The sequence below is a fragment of the Enterococcus olivae genome, from assembly GCF_053760925.1.
On the sequence record NZ_JBSMVT010000004.1, the window covers coordinates 52,537 to 68,646 of the forward strand.

Genomic DNA, 16,110 nt, shown 5'->3' on the forward strand with positions numbered 1-16,110 from the left:
CTATTTTTCCTTCATCCATGCTTTGATCAATTCTGCTGTTATCTCTGGGTTATCACCAGCAAATTGTTTGGCACGGCGATCTCGATCCTCTTCTTTTGATCGTATTCTTCTTTTTTCTTCAAACCGCTCTTCATCGGTCTTGTTTTCCGAAACTTCATCTACTATCGTATTAAATGCTGAAACAATTGGTTCTGTCGGTTCTTCATACTCATCTTCAACTAGGAAATCCTCTTGGTTTCGTTTGCGTCTGCGAACCAGCATGATGATGATCATCACAATTGTCAGCAACAATAATCCTCCAACTGCTGCCAGGTAGATCCACAAATTTTGTGACAACCCTTGCTGCTCATCTCCAGGTACGACGGGATCGACTACTTCATTTGTCCCAAAATTCATCCCTTGAACAGCGATTTCATCGCCTCGTTCTTCGTTGTAACCCACAGCAGAAGCAACTAAAGTGCGTAATTCCTGCTGTACATCCGCTGGTAAATCTCCAGCAACAACGACAGAGCTTGTCATGCGCTGAATCATTCCTGGTGCACTGATCGTTGTCGTAATCTCTGTGTCTAGCTCATTGTTGACACTTCGACGATAACTCCGATCGCCTTCCGCATCATCACCAGTAACAACAGTAACATTATCATCGACTTGTCCAGTCTGAGCTTCCTGGATCGCTTCGGCAGAGCCGGTTGCTTCCACACTTTCACTACGAATTTCAGGGTTATTGTAAACAGTCGTCGTTCTCTCAACCGAATCAAAATCTAAGTCCACGTTGATCGAGACATTCAAATTGTTGGAGCCGTAGATTGGTTCCAGTAATTGTCTTACTTTTTTCTCCAATGAATCTTCATAAGCATTTTTGATACTGATGTAACGATCACTTGCATTGGCCAGTGTTCCATCATCTTGTCCACCTGCCAGTACGTTGCCGTTGCCATCAACAACTTTGACATTCTCCACATTTAGATTTTCAACTGCTCCGGAAGTCAACGTCACGATTCCTTGAATCATTGATTCGGTCAATGGTCTTTGTAGCGTTAGGACGATCGAAGCCGTCGCGTCTTTTTTCTCACTGCTGAAGACACCATCATCAGGTGTAACCAAAATCACTTTTACTCCTTGCACACCATCCAAAGAAAGAATGGCTTGCTCCAATTCGCCTGTCAACGCTCGTTGATACATGATTTTTCGGTCTTCATCTGTCGTCATCATGTCGGACTGATCAAACAATTCAAAACCTGTCGAACTGTTTGGCAGTTTACTCTCTACCGCCAGATCAATGCGGTAGCTATCGATCTGTTCCTGGTCAATCATGATCGTTTGTCCATTATCTTCTAATTTATAAGCGATCTTTTTCTCTTTCAGGTCATTGATGATGATTCCTGCATCCGCTCGATTCAAATCCGTGAAAAGCACGCCATAGTGGACTCTGGTCATCATAAAGTAAAAGGTACCTAGAACGACCAGTAAACTTACCAGCCCTAGGATCACCACTCGTTTCATCAAGGAACTAAGGTTCTGCCACCTGTATTGTATCTGTTCAAACCACTCTTTTGCCTTGGCACCCATTTATTTCATCCTTCCAACCTTCTAATCGATCTCAATTAAAACTGCATGTTTTTGATATCGTTGTATGCTTCGAGACATTTGTTGCGAACCTGAACAGCTGCTTGCATGGACAATTGTGCTTCTGTCATGTTGATCATGACTTTTGCAAGATCGTTTTCTTCACCTGAAATGACATTGATCGCATCGGCATCCATCACCCGCATGTTTTCACTTAGTCCAGCGATCGCTTCTCCTAAATGTACACCAAAGGGTTTAACATCCTGTTCAGCTTGGTCTGTTTTGGCTGCTGGTACACCGGCAGAAGTTTGAAGCTCTCTTAATTGATTTTGATAATCCATCAAGCTTTGTGTATAAGAAATATTATTCATTGATTTACTCCTTAGTCCTTAGTCCTTAGAAATTTCTAACGCTTTACGCAGCATACTCTTGTTCATCTCTACTGCAGAGGCATTGGCTTCATAAGTTCTCAATGCCTGAATCATATCGATCATTTCATCTGCAACATTGACATTTGATTGTTCAACATTACCGTCTTCATCTGCATCCGGATTGGTCGGATCATAGCTCATTCTAACTGTCTGATCTTCACTGATTCCCGTTACTCTAACCCCGTAACTCATTCGATTATTTGTTAATGGATTATTTCGTTGATTTAGCTGCGTCGCATCCTTCAAACTCTCCGAAAATTCGATCGTTTTTTTACGATATGCTCCACCTTCAGCTGTCCGTGTTGTGTTGACATTCGCGATATTTGTCGAGATCGTATCTAGTTTCAAACGCTCCAGTGACAATCCACTAGCGTTAATATTCAATCCATTGAAAATACTCATGGCTCTTCTCTCCTCCTACTCATTAATTGCTCAATATTTGATTCAACATTCTGTAACGACCATTGAGCTGAGCAGTCATTGCGTTGTAATACAGACCATTTGTTGCTTGATCCAACATTTCGACTTCCAGATCCACATTGTTGCCGTTCTCTTTGAGACTGGTTGCATTAGTCTCTATAACTTTTGGCTCCAAAGATGCAAGATTACCAATATGTCTTTCATTTGTGGTCGTCAAGGCAAACTGATTTTTCCCGATTGCTTTTTGCAACTCACTTTCAAACTGTACACGTTTGGCTTTGTAATTATTCGTGTTAACATTGGCAATATTTGTCGAAATCAACTCTGCACGTTTGTTAGAAACTTCCATAGCAGTTTTCAATAACCCGTAGGTATCCATGGCTCTCTCCTTTTTCAAAATTTTCTCTTTTTATTAAAATTTTTAATTTTTTAAATTTTTTCATATTTCTTTACTTTTAAAAGTTTGAGACTTTCTTTACTAGTATATTGATATTGCGTGACATTTGCAATGTAATTTAGTAGAATCGATAAGATTTTACTATAAAATTTTTCTATGGTAAGCACGTATCAATTGCTTTACAACGAGACTTTCCCCTCTTTGGTCTCCTTGAGAAAAACGATAAAATAACGACCCTCTCCATTTTTAGTAGAAGAAACCTCTTTCGATTTTTCACAAAGTCTGTCATCCCCTCTGTAATCTTTTTCCATTTACACTTTTATTAAATACACCTTTTTTAAAAGCGACAAGTTATTTATTCTTTTTTTTGTTTAATCTTTCCTTTTTACTTGAATAACTTAAATAACAACCGACAAATCATTAAGACGTTCAAAAAAGCAATTAAAAAAATTTTATGGAAATGAGGATATTTGATTGAAAAAAAATAATAAAAGTGTTGGAACGATGATTCTTTCAGTTTTGATCACTTTGGCACTAGTTCCTGTAATCGTTATGCTATTAAATTCATACACGATCACAACAAATTTACTAGCAGAGCGTAACGAGGTTACACAAGTCAGCTCTGCTAAAGCAATTGTTGAAGAAAAAGACGCCCTGTTGCACGCTACGGAAACTCGTTTAGCGGAAATCAGTTTGTTACCAGCTTTTCAAGAGACGTTTGATTTAGTAGCGATCCACGAGATTTTACAATTGGTCATTTATGGTGACAGCGGCAATAAAGGAATGACCTTTGCTACACAAGACGATACGTTTACGTCTTTGAGTGACCTACCGGATGATTTCGTACCCAGTTCACGTCCATGGTTCCAGGCCGCTGTAGAAAAAAATGGTGAAATCGCTTGGTCACCTCCTTACAAAGATGCTGCTTCGGACAACTATTTGACTACTGCATCCAAAGTTGTGCGAAACAATCATGGCGACTGGGGTGTTTTAAGTATGAATATTTCCTACGAAGGCATCGCTCGCTTGTTAAGCGATTTGTCTGTAGGTCGTACGGGTTCTATCACCGTGGTCTCTGATACCGGAATCATCGTAGCAGATCCAGACACTGAACGTATCGGACAAGATATCACGGATACAGCTATCTTCAAACAACTATCAGAATCTGCAAACAACGAAGGATCTATCGATATCGATGATCAGAGTGATGTCGCAAATCTCTACTTTGACAAAGGACGCGAGGGCAGTAAGACTTGGGCATACGCCGCTATTCGCGACAATGAGTACGCTGTAGAAACAAGAGCATTGATCCAGTCTTCAGCGATCGTTACCGTGGTTCTTTTGATCCTAGTTACACTTTTTGCTTTTCTTGTGCGTTCGATCGTCAAAACGGTCATTCAGGTCTTTGACGATCATTTTGGTGAAATGAAACAAGGAACCTATCGAAAAATCGAGTCTTCCGAAAAACAAAAAGGTCGTAAGTTCAACTTGATCGATCAAGCTCGTCGATATGTTCGTCCAGATGAACATGGGACAGAGATTCATCGTATCGCTGCCAGCTTCAATGAAATGATCCTATCCACCAGTAGTTTGGTCTCCGAGATTCAACATGAAAGTCAACATGTAGCAGAAATGTCGGGTTCTCTTCTAGAACTCTCACAGCAAACCAGTTCAGCAACTGGCGAAGTGACTGAAACCATCACTGGAATCGCCGAGATCACTGGTACACAGGCAGAAGAAACCGAACGCAGTGTTTCTCAGCTTCAAGAACTTTCCGACGTGGTGAATGAGCTCAGCACGAATGTTGCGAAAATGAATGATCAGTCTCAAGAATCGACAAGTATCAACCAGCAAAGTATGGATGTCATGAATGCGGTCAATTCAAGTTGGCAAAAAGAGATGTCACAAATGGAAACACTGGTCAATAATATGAACAACATGAATCAAAGCATCCAAGCAATCAATCAGATTATCAATGTGATCAATGACATTTCTTATCAAACCAATCTACTAGCGCTAAACGCTTCAATCGAAGCAGCTCGTGCCGGCGAGTCTGGCAAAGGTTTTGCGGTGGTTGCTTCTGAGATTCGTCAGTTGGCAGAACAAAGTAAAAACTCAACCAAAGAAATCGAAACGATTATCGGCACGATTCAACATCAGTCAGCCGAAATGGTCGAACAAGCTTCTCGTTCACTGGAAGGCGGCGAAAATCAAACCCGTCTGATCGACCAAGCAATCTATTCTTCACAGGAAGTCTTTGAACGTAGCACCGCTATGATCGAAGGAATCCAAGAAATTGAGAACTCCAATCAACGGATTGTTACGATTCAAAATCTGGTCTTGGAAAATCTGGAAAGTATCTCAGCTTCTACAGAAGAGAACGCGGCAGGTACTCAGGAAGTTTCTGCCAATGCTGAAGAAGTTCTGGCAACGATGGAAGAATTCGTCGGTCATGTCAGCGAATTACAAAATATCTCTGCTGGTCTGAAACAATTGATCGGAAGAATCACTATCGCCTAATAAAATAAGTAATAATGACAGTGCTTTTTGAATTTTTTACTTTTCATCGTCACGCCTCTTTTCTTTTGGTTTATAGTATTATTCAAATTTTCACAATTTGTTCCCTTAACTATATAAACACAAGGGCGATTTGACTATAGTTTTGACAAAACTGGTAAAAAAAACGACAAAACTCGCATTTTTTCAATAAAAAAATCCTAGGAGAACACCTCTCCTAGGAATTTTTTTGTTTTCTCTAGCTTTTAACGATTATCACAGATTTAACATTCGTAACCAAATTCAGACTTAGAATACTTTGTTTACATTGGAATACCTTGAACAAAATTTCCCTTTAAAATTTATAAAGAATCGTTTTCACCGCATGACAACCTTCACAGATAAATAGTCGATCCCCTTTTCGAAGATCTCTACAATACTGAAATGTCTTCCTTCTTCACAACAGGACACATCCTATGTTCCTATTTTTCTAAGAATCACTGCTAATACTGGTGCTCCTCAACGAAAATCACTTGAAGAAGATTCTTTTTCATCTCCCTGTTTGACCGAGAGTTCGGACAATTGAAAAAGATAGACAACCTATGAACCCATGCTTTCTATTCCTTCAAAAGTGAGATTTCCTTTCATGTTAAAAAATCAGGACAGATTTTTTCTCTTCCTCTTAACTTTTCGTAAGCGCTATCCGATAGCTATAGATAGTGTTAAAAAATATCGTAGAAAAGAGTGTTTGTATGAAAAAGAAAAGTATTCGTTCTAGAGTCATTCTTATCCTGACTCTCACAGCTTTGATTCCTATTCTCATTTTACTGCTCAGTTCTTTCAACAGCACCAAAAAAATGATGATCGAAAGAAATACGGCTGCTGCCCAAAGTGCCACAGAAGCGATCCTCGCTCAGGAAGCAGCCTTGTTTGCATCTGTTGAAAAACGAATCGACGAGATCATCCAATTGGCTCCTCTGCAGGAACGATACCAGATGCAGGAGATCGAAGACGAGCTGCGTACGGCGGTTGCCGGTGACGAGGATATTATTGAACTCGTGTTTGCTACTGAATACGGACAGTATGCAACCTTGTCCCCCTTACCGAATGATTACGATGCCACTTCCCGTCCTTGGTTTATTGGTGCAGTGGAAAACGAAGGTTCTTTTTATTGGACAGAACCTTACGAAGATGCTGGTACCGGTGAATTCCTGCTTTCAGTTTCCAAAGCTTATCGGAATCAATCCAATCAGTTGGCAGTCTTGAGTTTCGATGTCTCCTATCAAAGTGTCTCGAACCTGATCCAGCATCTACGTGTCGGAAACACCGGAGTCCTCTCGCTTGTTCATGATTCGGGAATCATCGTTGCATCTGAAACCACGGAGGAGAACGGAACGGATATCAGTCAAAACCCACTCTTCCAAAGGGTGGCTGAAAACAATCGTAATGCTGCCATGATCCCATTAAAAGGAGAGGAACAATTAAACAGCTTGTACTTTAGCAAAGAGTCTGCTTTAGGATCTAGCTGGGCAATCGTCAGTATCAACAAATCAGAATACCGTGATGAGACACAATCATTGATTGTTTCCTCTATTATAGTAGGATTAAGTATGATGGTTCTTGCCATTGGTTTTTCTTTTGTGCTCACACATTTTATCCAAAACATGATCAATATTTTCATCCGTTCTTTCCAGCAAATGAGCAATGGGCGCATGAACACTATCAAAAAGGCAGAAAAAAACCAAAAGAAAAAGCTTGCCTATCGAGACATCGGAACAAACTATGTTTATCCTAAGGAGACCGGAACAGAGATCCATCAAATGGCTTTTCATTTTAACGAAATGATCCAGTCAGTTGGTAAGATGAATCAACAAGTCCGACAAGAAAGTCAGTCTGTGTCAGATATGTCTCACTCACTACTAGAACTATCCAAGCAGACAAATCTGGCGACAGAAGAAGTCACCGAAACCATTACAGGCATCGCAGAGGTCACCTCTACACAGGCGCAGGAGACCGAAAGCAGTGTCTTGCGAGTCCACGATCTGTCATCGGTAGTCGAAGAACTAAGCGGAAGTGTCTCGATGATGAGCCAAGATGCCGAACAAGTCAGCGAAATCAATAAAGAAAATATGCAAGCGATGTTAGAGGTCAATGAAAACTGGTCGACAGAGCTAGAACAAATTGGAAACTTGATGTCCAATATGACAGAAATGAATACAGAGGTCCAAAATATTACACAAATCATCCATGTGATCAATGACATTTCTTATCAAACTAATTTACTGGCACTCAATGCTTCGATCGAAGCGGCTCGTGCCGGCGAATCTGGTAAGGGATTTGCGGTTGTTGCCACAGAGGTTCGTCAATTGGCTGAAAAAAGTAAAAACTCCACCAAAGAAATCGAGACGATTATCGAAAAAATTCAAAAACAGTCACAAAACATGGTCGATCAAACCTCGCGTTCATTAGACGGCGGCCAAAATCAAACGAATCTGATCCATCTAGCAATCAACTCTTCAGAAAAATTATTCGAACAAAGCTATAATCTCTTGGGCCAAATTGAGCAGATTGATGCTTTGTCAGCCCGCGTTTCTCAAATTCAGCAAGTGGTTCTGGAAAATTTGGAAAGTATTTCAGCCTCGACAGAAGAAAACGCAGCTGGTACACAGGAAGTTTCCGCAAATGCGGAAGAAGTATTGGCAACAATGGAAGAATTTATTGCGCATGTTGCGGATCTACAATCTGTTTCGGAATCTTTGAAGCAGGTGACCAATCTTTTTCAATTAGAAGGTAACTAAAAAAAGAAGCAAACATTTTGAAAATGTTTGCTTCTTTTTTCTAATGTTTTACTGGTACTAGTAAACGAAGACCGTTTAAAATGACGACTAAAGTACTTCCTTCATGGGCTAAAACACCGATCCCGATATCCATTTTTCCTAGAATATTCAACACAGTTAGCAAAGCGACGATAAACATCGAGAAGAGAATATTCTGCCAAACGATTTTGTCGAGTTTCTTCGATAATTGATGAGCATATTTAAATTTCATTAGATCATTTTGCATAATGACGGCATCGGCTACATCGATTGCAATGTCTGTTCCATCCCCCATTGCAAAACCAATATCTGCCTGCACCAAAGCTGGCGCATCATTGACACCATCACCGATCATCACGGTTTCTCCATAAGTTTCCTGAAGTGATTGAATGATCGCTGCCTTGTTCTCAGGCAACACATTGCCACTTACTTCATCGATTCCCAATTCTGTGGCAACTGCTTTTCCTGTTTGTTCAGCATCACCGGTGATCATCACGGTATGGATCTTCTGCGTTTTTAAGTAGGCAATCAATGTTTCGGCTTGTTTGTTTGGCACATCCATCATCGCCAGCAATGCAACCACTCGTTCATCTTCAGCAAAATACACGACAGTTTTTCCTTGCTGTGCGTACATTTCTGTATGATGCTGGATGTCTTCTGGAATTTCCGAAAAAGATGACGGTTTTCCAATTCTATAGGTTTTTTCTTGATAGTTTGTTACGAGTCCTCGACCGATCTCATTTTCCACTGTTAAAGTAAGGGGTGTCTCCTGACCAAAGGCTTCCAGTATCGACTTCGCCAAAGGATGGTTGGCATTTTTTTCCATCGCTACGATCAAATCAAGCCATTTTTGTTTGGAATCTTCCAGAAAGACGCTGTTTGTTACCACTGGTTTTCCAGCAGTCAGTGTGCCGGTCTTGTCAAAGGCAACTGCTTTGACCGTTGATAGATTCGCCAAATAGGAACCCCCTTTGAACAACACACCTCGTTTGGCTAAATTAGAAATACCTGACAAGGTTGCTGGTACAGCACTTGCCGCCAAAGCACACGGTGATGCTGCAATCAGCAAGACCATTCCGCGATATATACTCGTGGACCAGTCCCAACCAAAGATCGTTGGCGCGAGCAGAATAAAGAGCGGAACGATCACTAAAACAGTGTTCACATAAACCGGTTCGATTTTTTTGATTTTCGTAGCGGTCTTGGATAAATTGCTTTGTGACTGTTCGACCAGCTGCAAAATTTTGGCAAAGACCGTATCCGTGCTTTCTTTTGTCACTTCCATCGTCAAGGTTCCCTGTCCATTGATAGTACTACCAAACACTTCAGCTCCGACTCCTTTTTCTTGAGGCATACTTTCCCCATTGATCGATGATTCATCGATCGCGCTGATTCCTTCGATCACGATCCCGTCTGTGGGAATTTGATCTCCCGGAAGCACTCTTAGGTAATCACCAATCTTTAGTGTCTCTACAGAAACTTGCTTCATTTTTCCATCTTTTTGAAGAAGACGGGCTTCTGTAGGATTCATTTGCAACAGACTGGTGATTTCTCTACGGCTTTTTCCTTCTGCGTATTCTTCTAAAAAATGAGCCCCAGCAAAAATCAAAATCAATAGAGCACCTTCGTCAAAGTCCCCAATGATCGAAGCGCCCACTGCTGCTAGAGTCATCAGAATATGGACATTCGGACGAAATTTTTTCAAACGAATCGAATCCGTGATCGTTTCCCCAAAACCTTCCCAGATCACATGATAGCCAGCGGTCAGCATCGCTAAAATATAGAGAATATGATTGACAGTTGTAGAAAAATCACCTAAAAAGCCAATCAAATATAAGACGAGACCAACTAGATAAAGAATCACTGGCTGGCGACCATGCTCGTGTTCGTGACCATGTCCGTGTTCATGCGTGTGATCATAATGACAACTCCTGGTATGTGTATGCTCTTCATGTGATTCCATCTTTATCGACTCCTTATTTCTTTTAATGTATTAAGCTACTTCGATTTAACGTATTTAAATTTTCAAAAATTGAAAATTTAAGTTTGATTCTCTCTACGCATACCATCCTATTAACTTAAAAAATTCTGATAAGTAGAACTGGCAAATTTTTAAAAAGCAAAATTTTAGTCTGATTGAAATGCCGTATACCATTTCCACTAGCTTGTAATCTGGGAAAGTGGAACTGGCATCCTTATTTCTTTTAATGTATTTAAATTTTAAAAAATTGAACATTTAAGTTTGATTCTTTGTACGCATACCATCCTACTAACTTAAAAATTCTGATAAGTAGGGCTGGCAAATTTTTAACAAACACTTCTATTCATCATATGAACGAACTCTCATTTGTTTATCTTTATAATACATGAACAACCATTCATTTGTCAATCGATAACAGTAAAAAAACTTCCTACTATTGAGGAAGTTTTCGTAATAAGCGCAGCCCATTCAAAATTACTAGAATCGTACTACCTTCATGTCCAATGACTGCAAAGGGAATCGTTAATGTTTGTTGGATATTCAGGAAAATGAGCAGTAGGATCACGGTAAGACTAAAGAAAATATTTTGTTTGATGATTCGTTTCATCTTTTTGGATAAACGATGGGTATATACTAGCTTGCTCAAATCATTTTCCATGATTACGACATCCGAGACATCCATCGCCACGTCTGTTCCTTTTCCCATCGCGATCCCCAAAGTGGCTGTAGACAATGCAGGTGCATCATTGATACCATCACCCAGCATGGCATTTTTTCCAAACCGTTCTTTTTGTTCTTTGACATAGCGAACCTTGTCTTCCGGCAGCAATTCTGCTTGGACTTCCTGGATTCCGGCTTGCTTTGCGATATAGGCCGCCGTCTTTTGTGCATCTCCTGTCAGCATCAGCGTATGGACTTCTTCCTGATGAAAATAAGCAATCATTTCTTTTACATGCGTATTTAATGTATCTAACAAAGCAATCGCTCCTAAAAACTGCTGATCTCTTTCAACATACACTACGGTTTTTCCTTCTTCCTTCCATTGAATGATTTCTTCGGAATCCGAATATTCTGAGGTTTTCTTTCCTATATAATAGGTGTGCTCGTCATATTTTCCTTGTATTCCCTGTGCCGTCAGTTCTTCTGTCACTAACTGTAACGATGAGTAATCCTCCTGCCATTTACGAAGAATTCCTTGTGCCAATGGATGTGTGCTTTTTTCTTCTAAGCCAACGACCATTGGCAGAATCTCTTCTTCCGATACTGAAAAACAATGATCGGTCACGATCAGTTCTCCTTTGGTCAATGTGCCTGTTTTGTCAAAAGCGATACTCTTGATTTCCGAGAGAGTCTCTAGGTAGGTGCCACCTTTAAAGAGCACGCCACGTTTGGCACCGTTGCTGATGGCACTGAGCAAAGCTGGTGTACTACTGGCAACCAATGCACACGGACTCGCAACAACTAACAAGGTGACTCCCCGATACAAACTTTCTGTCAGGGACCACTGCCAAACAAAATAAAAGAACAAGATCATCAAGGGTACACCAATAAGAATCACGCGGACGTAGCGATTCTCAATTCTTTGAATAAAGCTTTCCGTTCGTGTCTGACTGTTTTGTGCTTCTTCTACCAGTCGAATGATCTGCGCCAACAGTGTTTCAGAATTGTCTTTCGTTACAATTAGCTCCAGCTCATTGCCTAGATTGACCGTTCCTCCAAAGACGTCTTCGCCTCTTGCTCTTGCCTGCGGTACACTTTCTCCGGTAACAACTGACTCGTCGATCTCCGACACACCTCTAATTATTTTGCCATCTGTCGGTACACGTTCTCCTTTAAAAACAAGTAAATGATCTCCTACTACCAATTCAGCGACCGGAATTTCCTGTGAGCGCCCGTTGGAAAAGATTTTCCTCGCAGATTGCGGCTGCTGATCCAACAAATGATTGATTTCTCTTTTGCTTCGATGTGTCGCATATTCTTCCATGACATGACTTAAACTGAAAATAAAAATCAGCAAGGCCCCTTCTCGCCATTCGCCGATCAGTCCGGCACCCAACGCTGCCAGCATCATCAGTAAATCTACGTTGAACCGTTTTTCTTTGAAAAGTTCTTGCAGTCCCGCTATCGTCAACTGGATTCCTCCAGCTAAAACGGCTAAAGCATACAGCCAACTGGAAAACGCCCATCCTGTAAGAAATTCGATCCCTAGTCCGACCACCAAAAAGCAGGTACATCCTGCTGTACTTTTCCAATCTATTTTCTCCTGTTTCATGTCGCTCGCCCCTTCCACACTTTGAGCATAACACTTTATTTTTTTAGACTGGAACAATATCCCCTAAACGATAAAGAGAATCATTTGTACTTGAAAGTCTTTCTCAATCGGTTCGCCAAATAAAAAAACATCAGCATCTACTCTGTAAGTAGTGGCTGATGTTCTTCATCTTTAAATATATTTTCCAGTGATCGTAGCAGCTTTCTGTAAGTTTTGAACGGTTCCCTCAAAGAGAAGTTCTCCTCCAGCTCGTCCACCATCTGGTCCTAGATCGATCACCCAATCGGCACTTCGGATCACATCGACATTGTGCTCGATAACGATCACGGTATTGCCTTTTTCAACTAGATTGTTGATAATTCGAATCACATTTTTCACATCCGACATGTGCAAGCCGGTAGTTGGTTCATCCAAAATATAGATATTGCCATTGGTTTTTAGCTCATTCGCCAGCTTCAAGCGCTGTGCTTCTCCTCCTGACAAGGTATCCATCGGTTGACCCAATGTCAAATAGGCGATGCCTACTTCTTGTAGATTTTGTAATTTTCTTTGAATATCTTTGGCATCAAAGAAAGCCACCGCTTCATCGATCGTCATATCCATGACATCCACAATGTTTTTTTCTTTGTACAAATACTCCAGCACCGTTGGATCGTAGCGTTTCCCTTGGCAGTGGCTACACTCGATCTCCGATTTATCCATAAAAGAAAGATTGAGCTCGATCGAACCGGTTCCTTTACACTCGGGACAAGCACCTTTGGAATTATAACTGAAGAGTCCTGCATCTACGCCATTCTCTTTGGCAAACAATTTGCGAATACTGTTCATGATCCCAGTATATGTCGCTGGATTTGAACGTTTATTGGCATGGATCGGTGTTTGCGTGATTTGAATCGCTTCGGAGAATTTTTTTGCAAAAACTTCATTGACCAGCGTACTCTTACCTGAACCAGCAACACCTGTGACTGCCGTAAAGATCCCTTTTGGAATACGTAACTGGACATTTTTCAAATTATGCAAAGAGCTGTGGGCACTCTCATAATATTCTGTTGCACTTCTTGGCTCTTGATTGATCGGCAAAGACTGACTCAGTGATTGACCGGTCAATGTCTGAGAATCCAGCAACTCCGAATAGCTACCGGTAAAGGTGATCTCGCCACCCTGTCTGCCAGCATGGGGACCGACATCTACGATATGATCGGCAATCTGGATCACATCTGGATCGTGTTCAACAACTAACACGGTATTGCCAGCATCACGGATCTTGCGCAGTAGATCATTCAAACGATAGACATCTCTTGGATGCAGTCCGGTACTAGGTTCATCAAAAATATACAAAATATTGGTCAAACTGCTGGCTAATTGTTTGACCATCTTGACTCTCTGCGATTCTCCACCAGATAAAGTCCCGGTTTCTCGACACAGGTCCATATAGCCTAAACCAATATCGATCATGTCTTGGACTCTCTTTTGAATGCCGGCAATGATTGGATGACGAGTCTCCGTATCGATCGTCTGCAAAATTTCATTTAGTTCAGTCAACTGGACTGCCGTCAGGTCGTGCATATTGTAACCGTCGATGGTCGATGCCAGCACGTCTTGATTATATCTTTTCCCGTGGCAATCTGGACAAGCCTTCATGACAGTATAGTCCTCCAAGACTTTTGCAGCCCGCTTGCTGGTTTCTTTTTCGGTATGAATGTTGGTCCGCATAAAGCGGGTCACGATCCCCTCATAGGTACATTCATTTCACCAGTTTCCGCAGTGGTTATTTTTTGCGGCTGAGCATACATCAACAGATCGTATTCCTCTGGCGTATACTCTTTGATCTTTTTGTCAGGATCAAAGAGACCAGTCTCTGCATGAAGCTTCCAGTACCATGAACCTATAGAAAAACCCGGTAACAAGATGGCGCCTTCATTCAAAGATCGTTCATGATCGACGGCTTTTTCAGTATCTAAAGCAATCGTTTGACCGATTCCCTGACAAACTGGACACATCCCACTTGGATCATTGAAAGAATACGCATTGGCAAAACCTAAACTTGGTTTCGCAAAACGTGAAAACAGGTCTCGGAACAAGGCATTGATATCGGTGATTGTCCCTAATGTGGAACGAGCACTACCGCCGATTTTCTTTTAGCTAATGACGATCGCTGTCGACAGATGATTGATCTCATCCACATCCGGACGACTGTACTTTGGCAAAAACAAACGGGTATAGCTGTCATAGGTCTCATTCAGCTGGCGCCCAGCCTCCTGAGCAATCGTATCAAAAACGATCGAGGATTTTCCCGAACCAGAAACACCTGTAAAAATAGTGATCTTGTTTTTCGGGATCTTTAAGCTGACATTCTTTAGATTGTTCTCTCTGGCATGAATAAATTCAATGTACTCGTTCATTGGCAATCTCCTCTTTAAAAAGTTTTTGAGAATGTATGTTTTGGGGAAACTTCAACGTGGTTTTCGGGCAGAGACTTAGTCTAGCAGTAAATAAAGCTGGTAGCAAGAAAAAAAGCCAGAAACAGACACGTTTCCGACTTTTTCGAAATTTTGAAATTTCTTACTATTTTAAAACCATATACATCACTATCGTCTGCTTGGTCTCTTTGAGTTTTTTCTTTGACAAATTCTGCTCAAAGTCTAAATACATATTACCTCCTGTTTGAGTAAGGTATAGATAATATTTTTTGTCTCGCTCGATTCTTTCTGTCCCTTCGTAATAGTACTCCTGAGAGCTCCAGCCCTTATCCTTTTCTAGGGTCAGATACTCATCAAAATCTAGTTGCCCTCGTGCACGATAACCGTCTCCAATAAAATCGATGATCATTCGCTTTTCCCCAGTCGGAATGCCATACATCAAGCTGCCCTTCAAGCCAGAAAGCTCCTCTCCCGTTTCTTCGGCATCCCCTACTTGGAAAGGCTCCGTGGCAGAAATCAATTTTTCTCCTTCATAATAGTCGATGTGGATCGTCAACTGATTGACATCGGTATTCATTTGTATCTCTTGTACCTGATCAAAAAGCAATGCTCCGACATCTGACTGCTGCTCAACCGTTTTGATCCGATCGTCGCGAAGTCCGGAAACCTTGTCTGCCTTGAACGGACCATAATTATACACGCTCATAAACACCAGTCCGATAAGAGCAAAACACAAGAGCATGATCGCATAAGTTCCCAGTATTTTTTTGGTTTGGCGATTGCGTGATTTTTTGACCAATTTTTTTAACTCTTTATCTTCCATCCTCAGTCAGCTCCTCCAAAATCTTTTTGAGTTTTTTTCTTGCTCGATATAATTCAGTTTTCAGACTACTTTCAGGTCGTCCCAATAGAAAAGCCATTTCCTTCATTGAACGCTCCTCACTGTATTTCAAAATCAGCACGGTAGCGGCCTTCAAATCAAGTTGATTCAATGCTATAAATAATTGCTCATTGTAGGAGCTCCATTCTTCTGGTATACGAGGGAAATCTCTTTCCAATATCTCCTGACGGCGCTTGGTTTGCTTGTATAGATTGAAATACAGATTCGTCCCCACCCGAAACATCCAAGCGTGGACCTTATCAGGGGGAATCTCTGTTTCGATCTCTAGGATCTTCAGCAGGGTTTCTTGAGCGATATCCTGCGCATCTGGCAATCGAGCGCCGATTTTTCTCAGGTAAGCAATCAGTTCATTGGCTGTGCGCAATAAATATTCCTCTGAATAACTGTTCATTTCCTCCCCCCTCACTTAT

Annotated in this window: 11 protein-coding genes and 1 pseudogene; 2 read left to right on the top strand and 10 right to left on the bottom strand. The window is 41.2% G+C overall.

Annotated features, from left to right (window positions below):
• From fliF to flgB, 4 genes are read right to left on the bottom strand one after another with little or no spacing between them, the layout of a single operon-like run.
• A complete protein-coding gene (fliF, locus tag ACWODM_RS04500; RefSeq protein ID WP_455320183.1) occupies positions 1-1,569 on the bottom strand; it encodes a flagellar basal-body MS-ring/collar protein FliF in 1,569 nt (522 codons plus the stop codon).
• Positions 1,570-1,604: 35 nt separating this feature from the next.
• Positions 1,605-1,937: a flagellar hook-basal body complex protein FliE gene (gene fliE / locus ACWODM_RS04505; protein WP_455320184.1), complete on the bottom strand. Its 333-nt coding sequence runs from the start codon at positions 1,935-1,937 to the stop codon at positions 1,605-1,607.
• Between the two features lie 18 nt (positions 1,938-1,955).
• Positions 1,956-2,399: a flagellar basal body rod protein FlgC gene (flgC, locus tag ACWODM_RS04510; protein WP_455320185.1), complete on the bottom strand. Its 444-nt coding sequence runs from the start codon at positions 2,397-2,399 to the stop codon at positions 1,956-1,958.
• A gap of 22 nt (positions 2,400-2,421) precedes the next feature.
• A complete protein-coding gene (gene flgB / locus ACWODM_RS04515; RefSeq protein WP_455320186.1) occupies positions 2,422-2,796 on the bottom strand; it encodes a flagellar basal body rod protein FlgB in 375 nt (124 codons plus the stop codon).
• 522 nt (positions 2,797-3,318) lie between these two features.
• Here flgB and ACWODM_RS04520 point away from each other — a divergent pair.
• Complete coding sequence (locus ACWODM_RS04520; RefSeq protein WP_455320284.1) at positions 3,319-5,334, top strand: methyl-accepting chemotaxis protein; 2,016 nt, start codon at positions 3,319-3,321, stop codon at positions 5,332-5,334.
• 728 nt (positions 5,335-6,062) lie between these two features.
• Positions 6,063-8,108: a methyl-accepting chemotaxis protein gene (locus ACWODM_RS04525; protein ID WP_455320187.1), complete on the top strand. Its 2,046-nt coding sequence runs from the start codon at positions 6,063-6,065 to the stop codon at positions 8,106-8,108.
• A gap of 40 nt (positions 8,109-8,148) precedes the next feature.
• On the opposite strand, the gene ACWODM_RS04530 is transcribed toward ACWODM_RS04525, so the two are convergent.
• The 6 genes and pseudogenes from ACWODM_RS04530 to ACWODM_RS04555 all read right to left on the bottom strand — a co-directional run bounded on the left by ACWODM_RS04530 (position 8,149) and on the right by ACWODM_RS04555 (position 16,091).
• Complete coding sequence (locus ACWODM_RS04530) at positions 8,149-10,089, bottom strand: heavy metal translocating P-type ATPase (RefSeq protein ID WP_455320188.1); 1,941 nt, start codon at positions 10,087-10,089, stop codon at positions 8,149-8,151.
• Positions 10,090-10,540: 451 nt separating this feature from the next.
• The gene (locus tag ACWODM_RS04535; RefSeq protein WP_455320189.1) at positions 10,541-12,379 is read right to left on the bottom strand and encodes a heavy metal translocating P-type ATPase; all 1,839 of its coding nucleotides are present in this window, start codon (positions 12,377-12,379) and stop codon (positions 10,541-10,543) included.
• 171 nt (positions 12,380-12,550) lie between these two features.
• Positions 12,551-14,127: pseudogene (locus tag ACWODM_RS04540) on the bottom strand (ATP-binding cassette domain-containing protein).
• Between the two features lie 390 nt (positions 14,128-14,517).
• Positions 14,518-14,781 (bottom strand): multidrug ABC transporter ATP-binding protein, encoded by a 264-nt coding sequence (locus tag ACWODM_RS04545; RefSeq protein WP_455320190.1) that lies wholly within the window; start codon positions 14,779-14,781, stop codon positions 14,518-14,520.
• Positions 14,782-14,944: 163 nt separating this feature from the next.
• Positions 14,945-15,622, bottom strand: a complete 678-nt coding sequence (locus tag ACWODM_RS04550; RefSeq protein ID WP_455320191.1) for a hypothetical protein — start codon at positions 15,620-15,622, stop codon at positions 14,945-14,947.
• Complete coding sequence (locus tag ACWODM_RS04555; RefSeq protein ID WP_455320192.1) at positions 15,612-16,091, bottom strand: RNA polymerase sigma factor; 480 nt, start codon at positions 16,089-16,091, stop codon at positions 15,612-15,614. The genes ACWODM_RS04550 and ACWODM_RS04555 overlap by 11 nt, the downstream gene beginning before the upstream one ends.
• Positions 16,092-16,110 lie beyond the last annotated feature (19 nt).

What these genes read in the sequence shown, in the direction of transcription:
- fliF (WP_455320183.1), bottom strand. Translation starts at nt 1,569, where the DNA reads ATGGGTGCCAAGGCAAAAGAGTGGTTTGAACAGATACAATACAGGTGG.
- fliE (WP_455320184.1), bottom strand. Translation starts at nt 1,937, where the DNA reads ATGAATAATATTTCTTATACACAAAGCTTGATGGATTATCAAAATCAA.
- flgC (WP_455320185.1), bottom strand. Translation starts at nt 2,399, where the DNA reads ATGAGTATTTTCAATGGATTGAATATTAACGCTAGTGGATTGTCACTG.
- flgB (WP_455320186.1), bottom strand. Translation starts at nt 2,796, where the DNA reads ATGGATACCTACGGGTTATTGAAAACTGCTATGGAAGTTTCTAACAAA.
- ACWODM_RS04520 (WP_455320284.1), top strand. Translation starts at nt 3,319, where the DNA reads ATGATTCTTTCAGTTTTGATCACTTTGGCACTAGTTCCTGTAATCGTT.
- ACWODM_RS04525 (WP_455320187.1), top strand. Translation starts at nt 6,063, where the DNA reads ATGAAAAAGAAAAGTATTCGTTCTAGAGTCATTCTTATCCTGACTCTC.
- ACWODM_RS04530 (WP_455320188.1), bottom strand. Translation starts at nt 10,089, where the DNA reads ATGGAATCACATGAAGAGCATACACATACCAGGAGTTGTCATTATGAT.
- ACWODM_RS04535 (WP_455320189.1), bottom strand. Translation starts at nt 12,379, where the DNA reads ATGAAACAGGAGAAAATAGATTGGAAAAGTACAGCAGGATGTACCTGC.
- ACWODM_RS04545 (WP_455320190.1), bottom strand. Translation starts at nt 14,781, where the DNA reads ATGAACGAGTACATTGAATTTATTCATGCCAGAGAGAACAATCTAAAG.
- ACWODM_RS04550 (WP_455320191.1), bottom strand. Translation starts at nt 15,622, where the DNA reads ATGGAAGATAAAGAGTTAAAAAAATTGGTCAAAAAATCACGCAATCGC.
- ACWODM_RS04555 (WP_455320192.1), bottom strand. Translation starts at nt 16,091, where the DNA reads ATGAACAGTTATTCAGAGGAATATTTATTGCGCACAGCCAATGAACTG.